Origin of the sequence: Desulfohalovibrio reitneri (assembly GCF_000711295.1) — a bacterium.
GTDB classification, from domain to species: domain Bacteria; phylum Desulfobacterota; class Desulfovibrionia; order Desulfovibrionales; family Desulfovibrionaceae; genus Desulfohalovibrio; species Desulfohalovibrio reitneri.
The window spans coordinates 997,290-1,013,076 of sequence record NZ_JOMJ01000003.1 but is presented as its reverse complement, the minus strand read 5'-3'; the positions used below and the strand labels follow the sequence as shown (position 1 = coordinate 1,013,076).

Below are 15,787 nucleotides of genomic sequence, written 5' to 3'. Positions count from 1 at the left end.
GATGGACCGGATCACCGTTGTCGTCGACACCCGCGAACAGGAGCCCTACAGCTTCGATAGCGACAAGGTTTCGGCAGTTCGCAAGGCGCTGCCCGCCGGTGATTACTCGCTGGTCGGCCTCGAGGAACGGGTGGCGGTGGAGCGCAAATCCCTGACGGATTTCGTCTCCACCGTCATCCGGGGGCGAAAACGGTTCCATCGCGAACTGGAAAAGCTCTCCGCCTACGATTCCGCCTGCGTGGTTGTCGAGTGCAACTTTCGCGATCTGGTCGATGGCCGCTACCGCAGCGATGCCCACCCGCACGCGCTGATTGGAACGGTCGCCTCCATCGTCGTCGACTTCGGTGTCCCCGTCTACTTCTGCTCGGACCGGCAGGCCGCCTGCCGTTTTGTCGAGGAGTACCTGACACGTTTTCACCGGAGGATCGCGAGATGCCAAAAAGAAATGAGAGTAACCCGGCGCGGCTCCGGGGAAGAATAGAGCGCGTTTACTATGCCGGACCCAAGTTCTCCGCAGGCCGACTGCTCACCCCGACCGGTGAGGAAGTCCAATTCGCGGGCAATTTGTTCGCCCGGGAAAATCAGCCTGTGGTCCTGCTCGGGTCGTGGTCCACCCATCCCAAATACGGCCGTCAGTTCAAGGTCGACGGGATGGAGCACGACCTCGAACTCGACCCGGAGGGGCTGATCCACTATCTGGCCAACCATCCGGAGATCAAGGGCATTGGTCCGGCCAAGGCCAGATTGATCGTCGAGAGTTTCGGCGACGCCTTTGAAGAAACCCTTCTGAATGACCCCGAACGCATCGCGCTCAAGGCTCGACTGCCTCTGGACGCGGCCCGGAGGCTGCGTGACGAATGGTTGAAGAACCGCAGCGTCAACACCGTCATGGCCTGGCTGTCGGCATTCGGTCTGACCCATCATCAGGTCACCACCCTGGTCGAAAGACTCGGCGGCAACTGCCTCGATATCCTGAAGGAAGACCCGTACATCCTCATTCGGGAGATCCGGGGATTCGGCTTCAAGAAGGTCGACAAAATCGCCCGCAAGCTGGGCACCCCCAAGGACCACACCCCTCGTATCCGGGCCGGGTTAAATTTCTGCGTCCGTGAAGCCCTGGACAATGGCCACTGCTGGATCGAATACGAGGATCTGGTGGATCAGGCCAATCTGCTGCTGGTCATGGATGCCCTGGACAGCCGGGTTCGTATCGAGAGCGCCCTCGACGCGCTCATCGAAGAACAGGCGCTTGCCTGCGATTCCCACGGCGGACGTTTCGTGGTCGCCTTGCCGGAGATCGTTCGCATGGAGCGGGAGCTGGCATCGCTGTTCGGCCAGGCCGAAACACCCAATCCTCATTTCCAGTCCGTCAAGAAACTCGACGCCCTGATTCGGCGCTGCGCGTCGACGCTGAACGAGAAGCAGCTCGACGCGGTGCGCTCGGCCCTCCAGCACAGCATCAGCCTGATTTCGGGTGGAGCCGGTTCGGGCAAGAGCTACACCATTTCGGTCATCAACACGATATGCGAGGAGAGCGATCTGGAGGTCGTGCTCGCCGCGCCTACCGGCAAGGCAGCAAAGCGCCTGGAAGAAGTCAGCGGTCGCAGCGGCACCACTATCCACCGTCTGCTCGGCTATGACGGCAAGGGTTTCTCGCGCAGCAAGGAGAATCCCATCGATGCCGACGTCCTGGTGGTCGACGAGTTTTCGATGGTGGACGTGCCGTTGGCCTGGCACCTGTTCGAGGCGGTTGACCTGTCGCGGACCACGGTGCTGCTGGTCGGTGACCACAACCAACTTCCGCCGGTGGGGCCAGGAAACATCTTGCGTGATCTGATCCAAACACGCGCCATCCCCACGGTCATCCTCGACAAGGTCGTGCGTCAGGCTGGCGTCCTCAAGGAGAACTGCACCGCCGTTCTCAAGGGCGAGGTGCGCAAGACCAGCGAGGCGTCGGTGGGCGGATGCCGGGATTGGTATCTGGTGGATCAGTTTACCGATCCGATGGCTGCACGCTCGTTCCTGCTGGAGCTGTTTCAGGAGCGGCTCGATGCCCTGGGTTTCGACATCATCAAGGACGTGCAGGTGCTGACGCCGACCCACAAGGGTCCGCTCGGCACCAAGGAACTGAACGAGGAACTGCAGCGGCTCATCCAGCGCAAGCTCTGGAACACCGAGGTGCCGCCGGTCGCCATGGGCCGCCGCGCTCCGTTTCTCAAGCACGACAAGGTGATCCAGACCCGGAACAACTACGACCTGAACGTGATGAACGGTGCCATCGGCTATGTGGTCGATGTCCTCGCGAACGGCACTCTGGTCATCGACTTCGACGGCATGCCGGTGGAGCTGGAGAAGGGTTCGCCCGACCTGCAGGATCTGCAGCTCGCCTACGCGCTCACCATTCACAAAACCCAGGGTTCCGAGTTCCCCTGTGCCGTGGTGGTGGTTCACAAGGCGCATTCCTTCATGCACCACCGCAATCTGCTCTACACCGGGGTGACCCGCGCCCGGCGCACCGCCATTGTCCTGGGCGACCATTGGGGCATCCAGAACTGCGCCAAGCGATGCCAGGTGGATGACCGCCGGACCTTCCTGCCCCTGTTTCTGGACGCCGCCCAGCACGCGGATGCCGATTTCGCCCGTGTCGCGGAGGCCGAATGAGCATGGGCGGAACGGATAACGTCAGGGAGTATTACCGGCTCGTCACCGAGATGGACATCGGTGAGGTGGCCCGGGAACTCCTGCCGGGACGGATCACCCAGGAGACGGGCCAGCGCTTGATGTGCGACTGCCCCAACCATCAGAGCCAGTCGCGCCTGTCGCTGCACGTGATGCTCGACAAACAAGGCTGGTACTGCTTCGGCTGCGGGATCGGCGGCGATGTGCTGCAGCTCGTTGAGTTCATTCAGACGGGCTCGGTCACCGCTGGGCAATTCGGTCCGATGCCGGACAGCCACCGCCAGGCCAGGGACTATCTCGCCAAGAAGGCGGGCTTGCCGCCGCTGTCGCGCTATGGCCTCAGCCAGGAGCGTCTGGCCCAGACAGAGGCCGACCGCGCCTTCGAACTGCGGGTCAAGGACGCGCTGACCGCGCTGGCCAGGCTTTACCACGCCAGACTCAAGGAGTCGCCGGAGGTCCTCGACTGGCTGAAATCCAAATACGCCCTGAGCGATGAAACCATCGACGATCTCCTGATCGGCTACGCGGACAACGCCTCCGGCGCGGTCGCCCAACTGACCGGGGGTGAAGACGGTTTCTCCAAGCGGGAGCTCGCCGCCACCGGCGCTTTCCGCCCCACCAGCCAGGACGGCCTGACGCCATTTTTCGAGCGCCGCATCGTCTTTCCCTACTGGAGCCGTGGCCGGGTGGTGTTCATGATCGGCCGCAAGACGCCGTGGACCCCGGACGTGGGCTGGGAGCAAGGGAAATACAAGAAGCTGCCCGTTCACGACGAGCACCAGCGGCCCTACGTCACCGACTTCATCAACAACGCGCTGCTGTTCAACGAGGACTGCCTGCTGGCCAGGCCCGGCAAGGTGATCATCACCGAGGGGGTGACCGATTGCCTGGCGCTGATGCAACTGGGCCTGCCCACCGTATCGCCGGTCACCGTCCGCATCCGGGCCGCAGATTGGGAGCGCCTGATCCCCAAGTTGCGCGGGGTCGAAACCGTATACATCTGCCAGGACAACGAACTCTCCCAGGCCGGTCTCAAAGGGGCGCTGCAAACCGCCCGCACCCTGGCCGAACACAAGATCGACACCCGTCTGGTAACGCTGCCCTTGTCGGAGACACAGATCTCGGCCCGGCAGGAGCTGACCGAACGGTTCAGCCTGACGGCGAGCGTGGGGCCGAAGGAGCTGGCCAAGCTGCTGACAGGACGGCCCGCCGAGGAAATTCAGGCGGCCGAGGCGCTTCTCGCCACCGCCAAGATCGACGTCAACGATTACATTGCCGCCGGGCATACCCGGGAGGATTTCGAACGTCTGCTCGCCGAAGCCAGCACGCCCATCGAGTTCGGCGTGCGCTCGCTGCCCGAGGGCGCTGAAGAGGAGGAACGCAACCGCCTGCTCGAACCGATTCTGGGGGAGATTTCCGAGCAGTCGCCGCTGGAACAGGCCCGCCTGCTGAAGCTGGTGCAGGAGAGCATCGGCGGTGGCGTCTCCATGGCCACCCTGAAAGAGCAGGTCCGCGCCATCCAGAAGGACCGCAAGGTCGAGTTCCGTAACGAAAAGAAGAAGGCCAAGCGGATGTCCGGCGCGATGCCCGGATCATGCCGCGCCCGGGTCGACGAGGTGCTGATCGACACGGAACTGGAGAACGGCGCTCCCGATTACACCCTGGCCGCCGAGGCCGCCTACGACTGGTTCACCGCCAACGGTGCCCAGTTCTTTCACACCCTGCAGGGCGAGCCGTTCATGTATTTCGACAACGCCATCTACTGGATGGATTCGCCGGATCGGGGTCGCAAGCGCCATTATGCGGCCATGCTCTACAAGCACACGGGCATGGTGCCGACCTCCAACGGCGGAAGGACATTTTTTGAGGTACTGCCCAGCCTGGCGATGATCCGTGGCCAGGTGCGCGACCATTTTTCCTGGCTGCACACCGATGTGGCTTCCTACACCGTCTATTTCAACCTGAACAATCCGGAGCACGAGATCGCCAAGATCACCCCGGACGAGATTCAGATCATGAAGAACGGCGGCAACGAGGACGGCATCATCCTGGACGGCTCGCGGAAGATGAAGCCGCTGAAATTCCTGCCCGACGCTGATCTCGAAGAGGCGGACAGGCTCCTGGTCGATCTGCTGGTGGGCAACATGACCTGTCCACAGGGGGATCGCTTTCTCATCCTTTCCTGGCTCTCCTGTTTCCTGTTGATCGACTTCGCCGGGACGCGGCCCATGACCCGTTTTGAGGGCTCGGCCGGATCGGGCAAGACCACCGCCAGCAAGATTACGTCGACGCTGCTTTTCGGCGAGCCCCAGCACAAGAAGGCCACCGACGCGGCGAACTACACCGATGGCTCGCAGAACCCACTCATCGTCCTCGACAACATCGAGGTCAAGCAGATGACCGAGGATCTGACCACCTTCATGCTGACCAGCATCACCGGCATCGCCAAGGAGAAACGCAAGAGCGGCACCGACAGCGAGACCATCACCGAGCGGACCAAATGCCTGCTGAACACCACCGGCATCGAGCCGCTGTGCGGGGAGCTTTCGGAGATCCTGTCGAGGTCCTTCGTCATCAACTTCGACCTCGCCAACCAGGCCAGCGACTGCTTTCTGGAATCGGAGGTCATCTCCGCCATCCAGCAGAATCGGGATCTGATCATTTCGGCCATCATGAAACGGACCAGCCATGTGCTGGCGATGATCCGGGACGGAGCCCAGAAACAGGTCATGCGCCTGCTGCACCGAACCATGCCGACTCATGGCAAGCGCCGCTGCAACGACTATCTGAGCCTGATGTATCTGATGATGCTGGCCGGGTCCGAGGAACACGAGGTGACCACCGGACTCGAGGATCTGAGCCCGCTGTTCATCGAGCAAATCCATTCCATCAACGACACCAGCCAGGAGATGGCGCGGGAGTCGAACCCCATCGCAACGGCGCTGGCGTCACTCTTTCACGCTTATCGGAACGCGGTGGATCTGGACGAGAAGGCCCGTTACGGCGAGGACGACCGGGCAAACCACGTCGTCGGGTTCATTGAACGCTACCAGGTGAGGTTCGAGAACGAGAACACCATGGAACCGGTATCGGCGGGACGGCTGCTCGCGGCGCTACGCAGGGTCGGCAGGGAATTCAACCTCGAGTTCGAATACAAGAAGCCCGCCCAACTCGGTCGGCGCATCAGCAACGACCTGGACGTCATACGGGACGCCGGGTTTGACATCGTCCGGCAGCGCAACGCCCACACCAAGAACTTCGAGTATTGGATTAGCGCGAACGGGGGGAAATGAAGGAGAACTGGAGAGTTATGCCTGTAATAGACGACGTTGCAGCAAGGTCTGCATATCGCGGCGGCCGTCGGCAATCACCATGACATAAACATTTTCGGCCATGACTCGATAGATGATACGGTAGGGTTTGAAAAAAATCTCACGGTACTCGCGAAGCCCGATGGCCAGCAGTTCTTTTGGATAGGCTCCTCGCTCCGGGATCTCGGAGAGGCTCGAAAAGGCCTTCTCTATTTGATCGAGAACGTAATCCGCTTTTCCCGGCGCGTCGTGGGATGCAATGTAGTCGTACAACTCCTCCAAATCCCGTGACGCATCGTCGGTCAGAAATATCTGGAAGGTCATCAGCGACTCTTGCTCCGGTCGCGAAGCCGCTGGATGACATCACCGGCGGGCTGGACTTTGCCTTCCTCGATCTGACGCGAGCCGAGCGCGAGGATCTTCAGAAGGGCCATGGTCTCCTGGGTTTGCTCATAGCTTTCGATGTCCTGCATCACGACCTTGGCTTCGCCATTCTGGGTGATAACCAGGGGTTCACCTTGCCCGGACATGTTGCGCACGATTTCTGCGGCATGGGCTTTCAGGTAACTGATCGGTTTGATTTGGCTCGATAGCTTCATATCCATCCTCCTTTGCATGACCAAATATAGTCCGAAAACGGGTCAACTGTCAATCTGAAACGCTCCGAGTCGCCATCGTGGTGGCTTGAAAAATCATCCAGGACGCTCTCGGGCGTCCTTTTCTTTTGCGGTGGTGCGGTGAACACCGCTGTCTCTTGCGGTCGATGACCACCGCACGCCAAACCCTTGCCAGACAAGGCGTTCATGGCCTTTGCGGTGGATGCGGTGGCAAATCCAGAGGTCTCACCCCCTATGGGCTGAAATATTTTTTCGACCCACCGATCCGGCATTCCTCGCCAGGGAAATTCCAGCCAAGCGTGAGAGACATTCCCCAAATACCACCGCAACCACCGCACTCTCTCTTCTCTTTCTTCATAACTATCGAAAAACAATAAACAAACAACGCACCACCCTCTGCGGTGGGACGAGAAAATCTTCCACCGCACGACCACCGCAGCCACCGCACATATCCACCGCAGAACCTGCCGGTTTCTCGAAAAACGTTTAGAGACCTCAAAAAACAGTTACAAAACGGCCTCTCGCTCAAAAAACGATTACAAGCGAAGGCAGCGGTCCGCCGTCATCTGGCTTTGGGCTCCGGTAAGTAACGGGAAAAGCGATTAACCCGTATTTCTGGAGCCCGAAGCCATGAGCCTTCTAAAAACCATGATCAAGCACACCACCGGAGGGCAGGAAGCCTCGGCAGGATGTGAAACCCCATCATTACCACCGCAACCACCGCAGCTTGCCATCTATGTCTCCACCGGGCTCGACGTCCACGAGATCGAGGACGCCCGCGACTGGCCTGAAGACCGGGAGATCGACGGCACGCTGTGTCGCCGTCTGTCGCCTGAATACTTTGCCTGGCTACGTTCCCTCATGCTCACGGCCCAAGCCGCGCACAAGGCCGGAAAGCTCCCCGAGGATGCCTGGAATACGCTGCGGCAGCGATTCAACGCCCTGCAGGAGCTGGTCATCCGGGAGTTCGGCAAGGAAAGCCTGCAGAAGGTCCTGCAGTCCTTTTCCTCAAAGAACTATCGGCCACCCGCGCTTCGTCCCGAGCCCCAGGAGAAACCCGTCGAAGCTCCCAGAAAGGACTGGATTTATCCCGGGAACCAAGCTTGGAAATGTAAGCAGCCGGTGACTTCCCAGGCTGTCGCCAAGGTCGACGCCATCCGTGAGGAGGCCATGGCCAAGGGCTGGTCCGAGGCACGCCTCTATCAAAACCAGGGCCGATTCCGGTTTCCCTGCGGCGAGGACTACGGCCTGGTCTGTTTCGTCGATGGCGATCAGGAGATTGGCGAGGTCACCGAGCGTTCTATCGAAATTATCCATGGGCCGAAGTCCGGGCGTCCCAGCACGCTGCGGTTCTACTACCCGGACGTGCCGCAGCCGTGGATGAAGAAAGTGGAGGATTGAACCGTGAAGAAAAAGAAACGCTACGCCAACGCCAAGGATGTCCTACCCGAGGAACTCTTCGAGCAGATCCAGAAGCACTACACCGGAATTCTCTGGGTTCCGGCACCGAGCCGGTTTTACCAAGAGCGCCGCGACCTGGTGCTTGCCCTTCATCTGCAGGGGATCAGCAGCCAGGAGATCTCCAACCTCGCCGGAGTGACCACCCGCCGGGTCAATCAGATCATCGCCGCTGAACGAAAACAGGATCGGGACCGACAGTTGGCCGTCGTTTCCGGTAAGTAACCCCTGAACCGGCGGGAGCGCGTTTGGAGGCTAAATCGGCCTCCCGCCCCGCATCCCGGCTTGGGAAAACAATATTCGGCAGGATTTCCACGTGGCACTGAACAAACCGGACAAAGAAACGCTGGACCGCTGGCACCGCAACGAGGGCAAGACCGAACCGCCCCGGCGCGGGCCTGGTGCGCCCGAGGGCAACCAGAACCGGCTGCGTCACGGCATCTTCGCCGACCGCTGCCTGACACCGGAAGAGAAGGCCATGTTCGACGCGATCATCGAGCGCCTCAACCAGGACTTCGAGTTCAACAAGTCCAGCGACTTCCTGCAGGTGGAGCTGGTGGGCGTCTACTCGGTGAAGCTGGTCCGCGCCCAGATCGAGGGGAACACCGACGCCGCCGAGAAGCTCGACCGGATGATCCGCTGCCACATGAAGGATCTCAAGACCACCAAGATCGCCCGCGAGGGTGAGGAGCCGAAAGGCCCGCAGACCTCTCCGGCGGAATGGGCGGCGGCGCTTCTCGAGAAGGTGGCCGAGGCCGCCAACGCCTCGGGCACGAAACCCTCCGGCCGCAAGAAACGCGGAAAGAATTGCGGATAACACCATGGAGGGCTTTTCCGATGACCCCGGCACACGGCGACTTGCTACAGACAGCTTCACCCGGAATTGCGGATAAGACGTGTTCCTTGCACTTTCGGAATGGGCATTCTCCGGCTGCCGATCATCATTTCCTCTCCTCGATTTCTTCCTGCAGCTCTCGATATCCGCTTGGCATGTGTGCGCATAAGCCGAGCCGCATAACCCAAGTAGATATTGGCATGTTCACGCCGGAGCCCTCTCACACAACCCAAGTAAATATGGGCATGTCGAGCCCCAGGCAGAACCGGCCAAGCCCGGCAAACAGCCATTCCTTCGCCAGCGGCCATCGCATAAGCCAAGCAGATATTGCCATGTGTGTTCCGCGCCCGGAGCGCATAAGCCAAGCAGTTATAGCCATGTGCGGCGGACAGACAGAGAAGGAGAAATTCCGGTCAATCGATATTTCCCGCTCCGCCCGGGAGGCTGAGACCTATCGTCATGATCATTCATCATCGGCGGATGTGTTCTTCTGCGGGCACTGTCATTCACTGTCTTCGACACTGTCTCGCCCAACGAAAACAGGAGCAGCCGAGGCCGCTCCCATCGTCGGGTCAGGAAGGATCAGAGGCGTTCGAGGGCTTCCTCGAGCTGGCCGTCCACGAGGTGGGTGTAGATCTGGGTGGTGGACACGTCACGGTGCCCCAAGGCCCGCTGCACCACGAGCAGGTCGTTGGTCGCGCCGTAGAGGTGGGTGGCGAAGGTGTGCCGCAGCCCATGCGGCGTCAGTTCCTTTTCGATCCCGGCCTTCCGCAGCCAGTGGGCGAGCCGGTTGGCAATCTGCCGCTGGCAGAGTCTGCCGTCCCGGTTCGACAGGAACAAGGCTTCCATTTCCGGGCGGCCATGTCGACGGCGCTCGGCCAGGTAACGGCGCAGCAATGTGCGGAGGTCGGTCTTGATGAACTTGACCTGCGGCACATTCCCCTTGGCCCGCACCCGCAAATGTTTGGCGTCGAGGTCGATGTCATCCATGTCGAGCGCGGCCAGCTCGCCAAGCCTGATCCCGGTGCCCAGCAGCACCTCGATCATGGCGCGGTCGCGCAGCGCGGAGAAGTCGGTCCGTCCCTTGAGTTCCTTGAGCAGACGTTTTTTTTCGGCAGCGGTCAGGAACACCGGCAGTTTTCTCGGCAGCCGATGCATGCGGATGGACCGGGCCGGATTGTCATCGACCACGCCTGCCTCGACGGCCCAGGCGAAAAAGGCCCGCACCGCCGCCTTCATCCGATGGAGCGAGGCCGCCGAGCGTGGGCCGCGCCCGCTCTCGGTGACCGCCCCGGCGGAAAACACCTGGTCGAGGAGCCCGGCCGTGACCGCCCGGCAGACGATACCCGGGGCCAGCTCCCCGGCCACGCGGGCCACCAGGGCGAGGTCCCGGCGGTATGCGGCTATGGTCGCCGGGGAGCGTCCTTCGGCCGACAGGCGGGCACAGAACGCCTCTATCGCGCCCGTCAGGTCGAGGTCAGCCGTTCGGTTGCTCATCGCTGGACTCCTTCACCCGGCTGTGGCCCATGGGTGTGCTCTTGGGCAGCGGCAGCTCCTCGATGCGCCCCGACTCCCTGGCCCAGACCATCATCATGCGGAACACCCGGACGGTCTTGGCGACGGTGCGTTCGGCTCGCTCCTTGCCATCGGGGAGTTTGAGCAGCAGGTCGGACTTGTAGAACTTGCCGACCTGGGGGAGCCGGATCTCGGCGAGCTGGCGATCCGCGCCGAAGAAGGACTCAACCACGTCGAGATCCTTCCGGTAGGTGTAGAGGGTCCGCTCTTTCTTTCCGGATTCCCGCAGGTAGCCGATGAAAGCCTCGGCGGCTTGATGCACGGTGCATTCGGTCATGTCGATGTCTCCTTTGTCGGTGGCCCGGTGTGTTCAGGACAGGAACTCGTCCAGCTCCCGCAGCAGTTCCTCGACGTGGCCGAGGGAGCCGACGCTCGCCCAGGTGATGTCCGGCTGCTTCGCGTCCGCTTCGAGCTTGCCGCGAATGCCCTCTATCAGCCGGGCGATGTTCTCCTGCTTTTCTCGGTACGCCTTGAGTGCCTGCTGGCGGTTTCTGTCGTAGGTCATGGCCTGCCTCCGGTTCCGGTTTTCGTGGATGCGGGACCATCCCGCGTCACATCCAATGACGCTTCTATTTCGTTGGAAATCAAGTGTTTGCAGAGATCTTTCTGCATGTTCCCCAAACCCATAACCCAAAGGAGATCAACATGTTGAAGAAGACCCTCGAATGGACCATCCCGCTGGTCCTGGCCGGGATCATGACCGGCTGCGCCACCTACCGGCCTCCGGCCCAGATCCAGTCGGCGGTGGCCACCGTCAACCGCCACACGCCCGAGTACGTGGCCGAGGCCAACAAGGCGCTGCGCGAGGTCGGCCACCCGGACGCCGAGCGCCTGACCGGAGTCGGTCTGCGTCTGCAGACCGCCGTGGACGCCCTTGACCAGTGGGCCAACGGCGCGAACCAGGAGGCAGGCCAATGAAAGAGATCCTTCAGGGAAACAGCGATGCCGTTCGCCAGGCCGGTGAGGCCCTGGTTGAAATCGGCACCGAGCTGGCGGCGGGACGGATCGAGAACGCCCTCGGTCGTCTGGAAGCGGCCCAGCAGCAGTACCGGGCCTGGGCGGAGTTGGACCAGGCCATCATCGACATTCAGGAGGCTGTCCACGACCGGAAGAACACCCTGGCCGTGCAGCAGATCCTGACGGAACTGGTGGGCACCATCCTCGGCAGCGCCTTGAGGGCGGGAATGCACTGATGGCGGTAACCGACAAGGAGCGCAAACTTGCGGCGACCCTGAGCGATCCCGTGTTGTGGGGACAAGCCTACCTCTACAACCGGGATGGCTCAGTCCGCGACTACTGGCCGCACCAGGAGGAGGACCTGCGCTGCCCGGCCAAGAACATCATCCACCTCGACGGCCGGGACGTGGGTAAGTCCATCGTGCTCTCGACCGACGCGCTCCATTACGCCTTCACCACCCGGGGCGGCCAGGGCCTCATCGCGGCTCCGCACCAGGGGCACCTCGACACCATCATCGAGGAGATCGAGTTCCAGCTCGACAGCAACCCGGATCTGATGAACAGCATCGCTCTGACCAAGTACGGCAAGCCCAAGATCCACCGCAAACCCTATTTCCGGCTGGAGTTCACCAACGGTTCGGTGCTCTATTTCCGCCCCGCCGGGGCCTATGGCGACGCCTTCCGGTCCCTGCATGTCGGCCGCGTCTGGGTCGATGAAGGAGCCTGGCTGACCGAACGGGCCTGGAAGGCGCTGCGCCAGTGCCTCAAGGCCGGGGGGATGCTACGCATCTACTCCACGCCCAACGGCCTGCGCGACACCACCTATTACCGGCTCACTTCATCGGAGCAGTTCCATGTGTTCCGCTGGCCGTCCTGGCTAAACCCTTTGTGGACCGAGGATCGCGAGGCCGAACTGCTGGAGTTCTACGGCGGCCGCGACAGTTCCGGTTGGCAGCACGAGGTGGCCGGTGAACACGGCAAGCCCTCCTATGGGGCCTTCAATGTCGAGCAGTTCAACCTCTGTCGGCAGGATCTGCTGGAGTACCAGAAGATCGTCATTACCGATTCCGAGCTGCGCGATTGCGACACCGAGGAAGCGGCCCATGACCGTCTTGAGATGCTGCTCAACCTCACGCCCCGCAGCGGTCAGTTCTGGGTCGGCGGCGACCTGGGCTACACCAACGACCCCACCGAGATTGTCGTATTCCAGGAGATGGAGATCGGCGAGCGGACGTTGCTGAAGATGATTCTGCGCGTGCATCTTGAACACGTTTCCTATCCGCACATCGCCCAGATCATCGCGCTGCTGGAGCGTTACTACACCCCGGCGGGCATCGGCGTGGACAACGGCGGCAACGGCCTGGCCGTGGTTCAGGAGCTGCTCACCCTGGACAAGTACAAGGGGCTGGAGCTGGAAGGCAGGCTCAAGGGATACGACTTCGGCGGCATGACCCGGCTGGCGGTCCGCGACGGCAAGGAAGTCAAGAAGCGGACCAAGGAGCTGATGACCAGCCTCATCAACGGGGCACTGCAGCGCAAGCAGCTCATTTTCCCCTCGGACGACTTGGAGGTGGAAGACCAGTTCACCACCCACACCTACACCCTGCGGGACGGCAAGATCATCTATTCCAAGGGCAACGACCACATCATCGACGCAGTGCGCTGCGCCATGCTGATCCGGGAGGAAGGCAACCTCGACCCGGTCGGCGAAGAGGTGGTCTCGCTTAAGCCCGTGCTCACCAATCCGGTCTTCATTTGAGCCAGACAAACCGTTACCAGTTTTTCGGAAGTGGCAACACTTTGTCTGGAGGCATCCTCCGACGCTTTCCACCCCGCTCCGGTAAGTAATCGGCATCGAGCCGGGTTCGGCCCACACGGGCCGGATGTGCGGCTGTCATGGCCGAAACTACCGAGAGGATCACGTGGAAAGCACCGCTCATCAGGACGAACAACCCGAAAGCCTGGACACCACCGGCTTTATCATCGCGCCGCTGGCCGCAGCGGCCGCGCTCGACTCGGCCGCCTTCGCCAAGGTGAACGCCGCCGAAGCGATTCCGGCCACCTGGGAAGAACGCGCCCGCAAGGCCTGGGAATACTACGTCGAGGAGCCGCTGGTGAAGAACTGCGTCAACTCCTGGCGCACCTTCGCCGTGGGCGACGAGATCAAGATCACCAGCGATGACGAGACCCTCAAGGAGCAGGCCCTGGAGGCCGCCTGGCGACTGAACGTCTCGCAATTCATCAAGGACATGGTTCTTCAGCTCCTGGTGAAAGGTGATGCCATCGGCTTCAAACGCTTCACCAAGTCCGGCCAGGACATCGAGGAACTGGTCTGCGTCAACCCGGTTTCGGTCAAGGTCAAATACGCCCAGGGCGAACTGATCGAGGCCCGGCAATTTCCCGAGGACACCCCCGGCGGCGGGGAATCCATCCCGCTGCCCGTCGAACAGGTGGTCCACCTCAAATGGGATGCTCCGGCCTTCTCGCCCCGGGGCAACTCCCTCGTGCTTCCCGCCTTTCAAGCCATCGAACTGCTGCGCGACTACCGCCGGGCCGAACAGGCCATCGCCAAGCGCTGGGCCACGCCGTTACGCCTGCTCAAGGTGGGCGGCGCGTTCGGCCAGAAGATGGTGATGCCGGACCAGCGAATGCTCGAACAGGTCCGCGACATGGTCAACAAGATGGACATGAAAAGCGGCCTGGTGGTCCCGTTCTACGTCAATGTCGAAACCCACGGCACCGATGGCCAGGTCCTCAACGTCGAGGACAAGGTCAAGGAGGTGAAGGAAGACATCGTGGTGGCCCTGGGTCTGTCACGCTCGCTGGTGACCGGCGACGGCCCGAATTTCGCCACCGCCTCGGTGAGCATGCAGAAGATGATGGTCATGATCCGCGAGATCAAACAGGCCGCACGCAAGCTCCTCGACTGGGTTTTCGACGACTGGATGGAGCTGAACGGCCATGACGACAAGAGCATCCAGTTCATCTTCAACGACCTCGACCCCAGCGACGCGGTCGATTTCAAGAAGCTCCTCATCGAACTCTACGACCGCAAGCTCATCAGCCGCTCCAGCCTTCAGCTCAAGATGGACCTGGACCCGGACATCGAGGCCGCCAACCGGGAGACCGAACGCAAGCAGATCGACCTGATGGACGAGAAGCAGGTGAAGCCGGTGGTGGATATGGTCGTCTCCGGCATCCTCAGCGTGCCTCGCGCCCGGAAGATGCTCGGGATTCCTGCCGAGGACGATGAACCAACGGCGGAGGCGGCATTGGTCTGGTCGGGCGACCTGGAGTCCACCGGCATTGCTGCCGTGTGCGACGAGTGCAGTCACTTCATTGCTGACACCAACCACTGCCGGGTCCACAACAGCGAGCGTACTTTCGACGCCCCGGCCTGTCGTTTCATCGACCGCCGGGAGTCCCGCTGATGCCGTCGGACCTCAAGCAGCGTATCCAGGCGGCTACCCTAAAGAGCCTTACGGCCCGCAACCGCTACAACGACCAGGTCACGGCCCAGCTTACCCAGGCGCTGAAACAGGCCGAAGACGAGGTCGCCCGCGCCATCCTCCAGTACCGCTCCCTCGGTTCCCTGCCGGACAACAAGCTCGCCGCCCTCAAGGGGCTGGAAAAGCTCCAGCTCGAACTCGACGACACCATGAAGCGGCTCAAGCGGGAGCAGACCCTGGTTTTTCGCAAGACGACCAAGGACTCCTTCAAACTCGGCATCCAGCAGGGAATCGGAGAGCTCGCCGACGCGGCGCTGCCGTTCTACGCCGACCTCAAGCCCGAAGGCATCGATAAGCTGGCCACCAAGGTGTTCACCATCGTCGACACCAATGCCCTCGACTTCATGGCGCAGTACAACCTTACCCTTGCCGGAGACGTCCACCGCGAGCTCGCAGACGGCATCAAGCGGGTCATCATGCAGGCCATCGTCGAGGGAAAAGGAACCGACGACATCGTCCGGGATCTTGGGAAGGTGGTGATATACAAGGATTCGTTCAAACAGGCAGGGGCAAAAGTGTTCAGTAAGGCCCAGTATCGCATGGAGATGATCGCCCGGACTGAGATACTCCGGGCGCACAACAGGGGTCGGCTAAAATTTCATCAGCACGTAGGGATCAAACAGCTTGAATGGATGACTATGGGCGACGAGCGAACCTGTCCGGTTTGTGGACCCCTTGATGGAATAACTTTTCCTGCGGGTAAATTTCCGCCGCAACCAGCGCACCCATTCTGTAGATGCACAAACCTTCCTGTTCTGAAAAACATAAACTTGAAAAAATATGAAGCGCCTTTCTGACACCCTTTAAGGTGACCAGGTAAATAATCGCTGAAATCTCCCAACCACC

Annotated in this window: 16 protein-coding genes; 11 read left to right on the top strand and 5 right to left on the bottom strand. The window is 61.3% G+C overall.

Going from position 1 to position 15,787, the window contains the following annotated elements; translation table 11 throughout:
• Nucleotide 1 precedes the first annotated feature (1 nt).
• The 3 genes from N911_RS0105350 to N911_RS0105340 are packed head-to-tail and all read left to right on the top strand — an operon-like array spanning nucleotide 2 to nucleotide 5,972.
• Nucleotides 2–481: an ERCC4 domain-containing protein gene (locus tag N911_RS0105350; protein ID WP_237559897.1), complete on the top strand. Its 480-nt coding sequence runs from the start codon at nucleotides 2–4 to the stop codon at nucleotides 479–481.
• Nucleotides 433–2,661, top strand: a complete 2,229-nt coding sequence (recD2, locus tag N911_RS0105345) for an SF1B family DNA helicase RecD2 (protein WP_029895081.1) — start codon at nucleotides 433–435, stop codon at nucleotides 2,659–2,661. The genes N911_RS0105350 and recD2 overlap by 49 nt, the downstream gene beginning before the upstream one ends.
• Entirely contained in the window at nucleotides 2,658–5,972 is a 3,315-nt protein-coding gene (locus tag N911_RS0105340; RefSeq protein ID WP_029895079.1) for a CHC2 zinc finger domain-containing protein, read from the top strand. The genes recD2 and N911_RS0105340 overlap by 4 nt, the downstream gene beginning before the upstream one ends.
• Before the next feature lie 15 nt (nucleotides 5,973–5,987).
• Here N911_RS0105340 and N911_RS0105335 read toward each other — a convergent pair whose 3' ends face one another.
• Nucleotides 5,988–6,314: a type II toxin-antitoxin system RelE/ParE family toxin gene (locus N911_RS0105335; protein WP_029895077.1), complete on the bottom strand. Its 327-nt coding sequence runs from the start codon at nucleotides 6,312–6,314 to the stop codon at nucleotides 5,988–5,990.
• Nucleotides 6,314–6,589 (bottom strand): type II toxin-antitoxin system Phd/YefM family antitoxin, encoded by a 276-nt coding sequence (locus N911_RS0105330; RefSeq protein ID WP_020886703.1) that lies wholly within the window; start codon nucleotides 6,587–6,589, stop codon nucleotides 6,314–6,316. The genes N911_RS0105335 and N911_RS0105330 overlap by 1 nt, the downstream gene beginning before the upstream one ends.
• A 666-nt stretch (nucleotides 6,590–7,255) precedes the next feature.
• Here N911_RS0105330 and N911_RS0105325 point away from each other — a divergent pair.
• The 3 genes from N911_RS0105325 to N911_RS0105315 all read left to right on the top strand — a co-directional run bounded on the left by N911_RS0105325 (nucleotide 7,256) and on the right by N911_RS0105315 (nucleotide 8,882).
• Nucleotides 7,256–8,008 carry a hypothetical protein gene (locus N911_RS0105325; RefSeq protein WP_237559896.1) on the top strand — a complete coding sequence of 251 codons (753 nt, stop codon included), beginning with the start codon at nucleotides 7,256–7,258 and terminating at the stop codon, nucleotides 8,006–8,008.
• 3 nt (nucleotides 8,009–8,011) lie between these two features.
• Nucleotides 8,012–8,290, top strand: a complete 279-nt coding sequence (locus tag N911_RS0105320; RefSeq protein WP_029895072.1) for a hypothetical protein — start codon at nucleotides 8,012–8,014, stop codon at nucleotides 8,288–8,290.
• A 91-nt stretch (nucleotides 8,291–8,381) separates the two neighbouring features.
• Complete coding sequence (locus tag N911_RS0105315) at nucleotides 8,382–8,882, top strand: hypothetical protein (RefSeq protein ID WP_029895071.1); 501 nt, start codon at nucleotides 8,382–8,384, stop codon at nucleotides 8,880–8,882.
• A gap of 600 nt (nucleotides 8,883–9,482) precedes the next feature.
• Here the strand turns inward: N911_RS0105315 and N911_RS0105310 are convergent.
• From N911_RS0105310 to N911_RS0105300, 3 genes are read right to left on the bottom strand one after another with little or no spacing between them, the layout of a single operon-like run.
• Nucleotides 9,483–10,397, bottom strand: coding sequence for a tyrosine-type recombinase/integrase (locus N911_RS0105310; protein WP_029895069.1), 915 nt, complete (start codon nucleotides 10,395–10,397; stop codon nucleotides 9,483–9,485).
• A complete protein-coding gene (locus tag N911_RS0105305) occupies nucleotides 10,378–10,752 on the bottom strand; it encodes a hypothetical protein (protein ID WP_011700588.1) in 375 nt (124 codons plus the stop codon). The genes N911_RS0105310 and N911_RS0105305 overlap by 20 nt, the downstream gene beginning before the upstream one ends.
• A 33-nt stretch (nucleotides 10,753–10,785) precedes the next feature.
• Nucleotides 10,786–10,980 carry a hypothetical protein gene (locus N911_RS0105300; RefSeq protein ID WP_011366959.1) on the bottom strand — a complete coding sequence of 65 codons (195 nt, stop codon included), beginning with the start codon at nucleotides 10,978–10,980 and terminating at the stop codon, nucleotides 10,786–10,788.
• Between the two features lie 140 nt (nucleotides 10,981–11,120).
• On the opposite strand from N911_RS0105300, the gene N911_RS0105295 reads away from it, so the two are divergent.
• From N911_RS0105295 to N911_RS0105275, 5 genes are all read left to right on the top strand, one after another.
• Entirely contained in the window at nucleotides 11,121–11,393 is a 273-nt protein-coding gene (locus N911_RS0105295) for a hypothetical protein (protein WP_029895067.1), read from the top strand.
• On the top strand, nucleotides 11,390–11,668 hold the full coding sequence (locus N911_RS0105290) for a hypothetical protein (RefSeq protein ID WP_029895065.1): 279 nt from the start codon (nucleotides 11,390–11,392) through the stop codon (nucleotides 11,666–11,668). Before N911_RS0105295 ends, N911_RS0105290 begins: the two co-directional genes overlap by 4 nt.
• On the top strand, nucleotides 11,668–13,191 hold the full coding sequence (locus N911_RS0105285) for a terminase large subunit domain-containing protein (protein ID WP_029895063.1): 1,524 nt from the start codon (nucleotides 11,668–11,670) through the stop codon (nucleotides 13,189–13,191). The genes N911_RS0105290 and N911_RS0105285 overlap by 1 nt, the downstream gene beginning before the upstream one ends.
• Nucleotides 13,192–13,354: 163 nt before the next feature.
• On the top strand, nucleotides 13,355–14,863 hold the full coding sequence (locus N911_RS0105280; RefSeq protein ID WP_029895061.1) for a phage portal protein family protein: 1,509 nt from the start codon (nucleotides 13,355–13,357) through the stop codon (nucleotides 14,861–14,863).
• A complete protein-coding gene (locus tag N911_RS0105275; RefSeq protein WP_029895059.1) occupies nucleotides 14,863–15,738 on the top strand; it encodes a phage head morphogenesis protein in 876 nt (291 codons plus the stop codon). The genes N911_RS0105280 and N911_RS0105275 overlap by 1 nt, the downstream gene beginning before the upstream one ends.
• Nucleotides 15,739–15,787: the final 49 nt, after the last annotated feature.

Coding starts and splice junctions, on each gene's coding strand:
- recD2 (WP_029895081.1), top strand. CDS start 433: ATGCCAAAAAGAAATGAGAGTAACCCGGCGCGGCTCCGGGGAAGAATA.
- N911_RS0105305 (WP_011700588.1), bottom strand. CDS start 10,752: ATGACCGAATGCACCGTGCATCAAGCCGCCGAGGCTTTCATCGGCTAC.
- N911_RS0105325 (WP_237559896.1), top strand. CDS start 7,256: ATGATCAAGCACACCACCGGAGGGCAGGAAGCCTCGGCAGGATGTGAA.
- N911_RS0105300 (WP_011366959.1), bottom strand. CDS start 10,980: ATGACCTACGACAGAAACCGCCAGCAGGCACTCAAGGCGTACCGAGAA.
- N911_RS0105290 (WP_029895065.1), top strand. CDS start 11,390: ATGAAAGAGATCCTTCAGGGAAACAGCGATGCCGTTCGCCAGGCCGGT.
- N911_RS0105330 (WP_020886703.1), bottom strand. CDS start 6,589: ATGAAGCTATCGAGCCAAATCAAACCGATCAGTTACCTGAAAGCCCAT.
- N911_RS0105310 (WP_029895069.1), bottom strand. CDS start 10,397: ATGAGCAACCGAACGGCTGACCTCGACCTGACGGGCGCGATAGAGGCG.
- N911_RS0105285 (WP_029895063.1), top strand. CDS start 11,668: ATGGCGGTAACCGACAAGGAGCGCAAACTTGCGGCGACCCTGAGCGAT.
- N911_RS0105335 (WP_029895077.1), bottom strand. CDS start 6,314: ATGACCTTCCAGATATTTCTGACCGACGATGCGTCACGGGATTTGGAG.
- N911_RS0105350 (WP_237559897.1), top strand. CDS start 2: ATGGACCGGATCACCGTTGTCGTCGACACCCGCGAACAGGAGCCCTAC.
- N911_RS0105275 (WP_029895059.1), top strand. CDS start 14,863: ATGCCGTCGGACCTCAAGCAGCGTATCCAGGCGGCTACCCTAAAGAGC.
- N911_RS0105340 (WP_029895079.1), top strand. CDS start 2,658: ATGAGCATGGGCGGAACGGATAACGTCAGGGAGTATTACCGGCTCGTC.
- N911_RS0105295 (WP_029895067.1), top strand. CDS start 11,121: ATGTTGAAGAAGACCCTCGAATGGACCATCCCGCTGGTCCTGGCCGGG.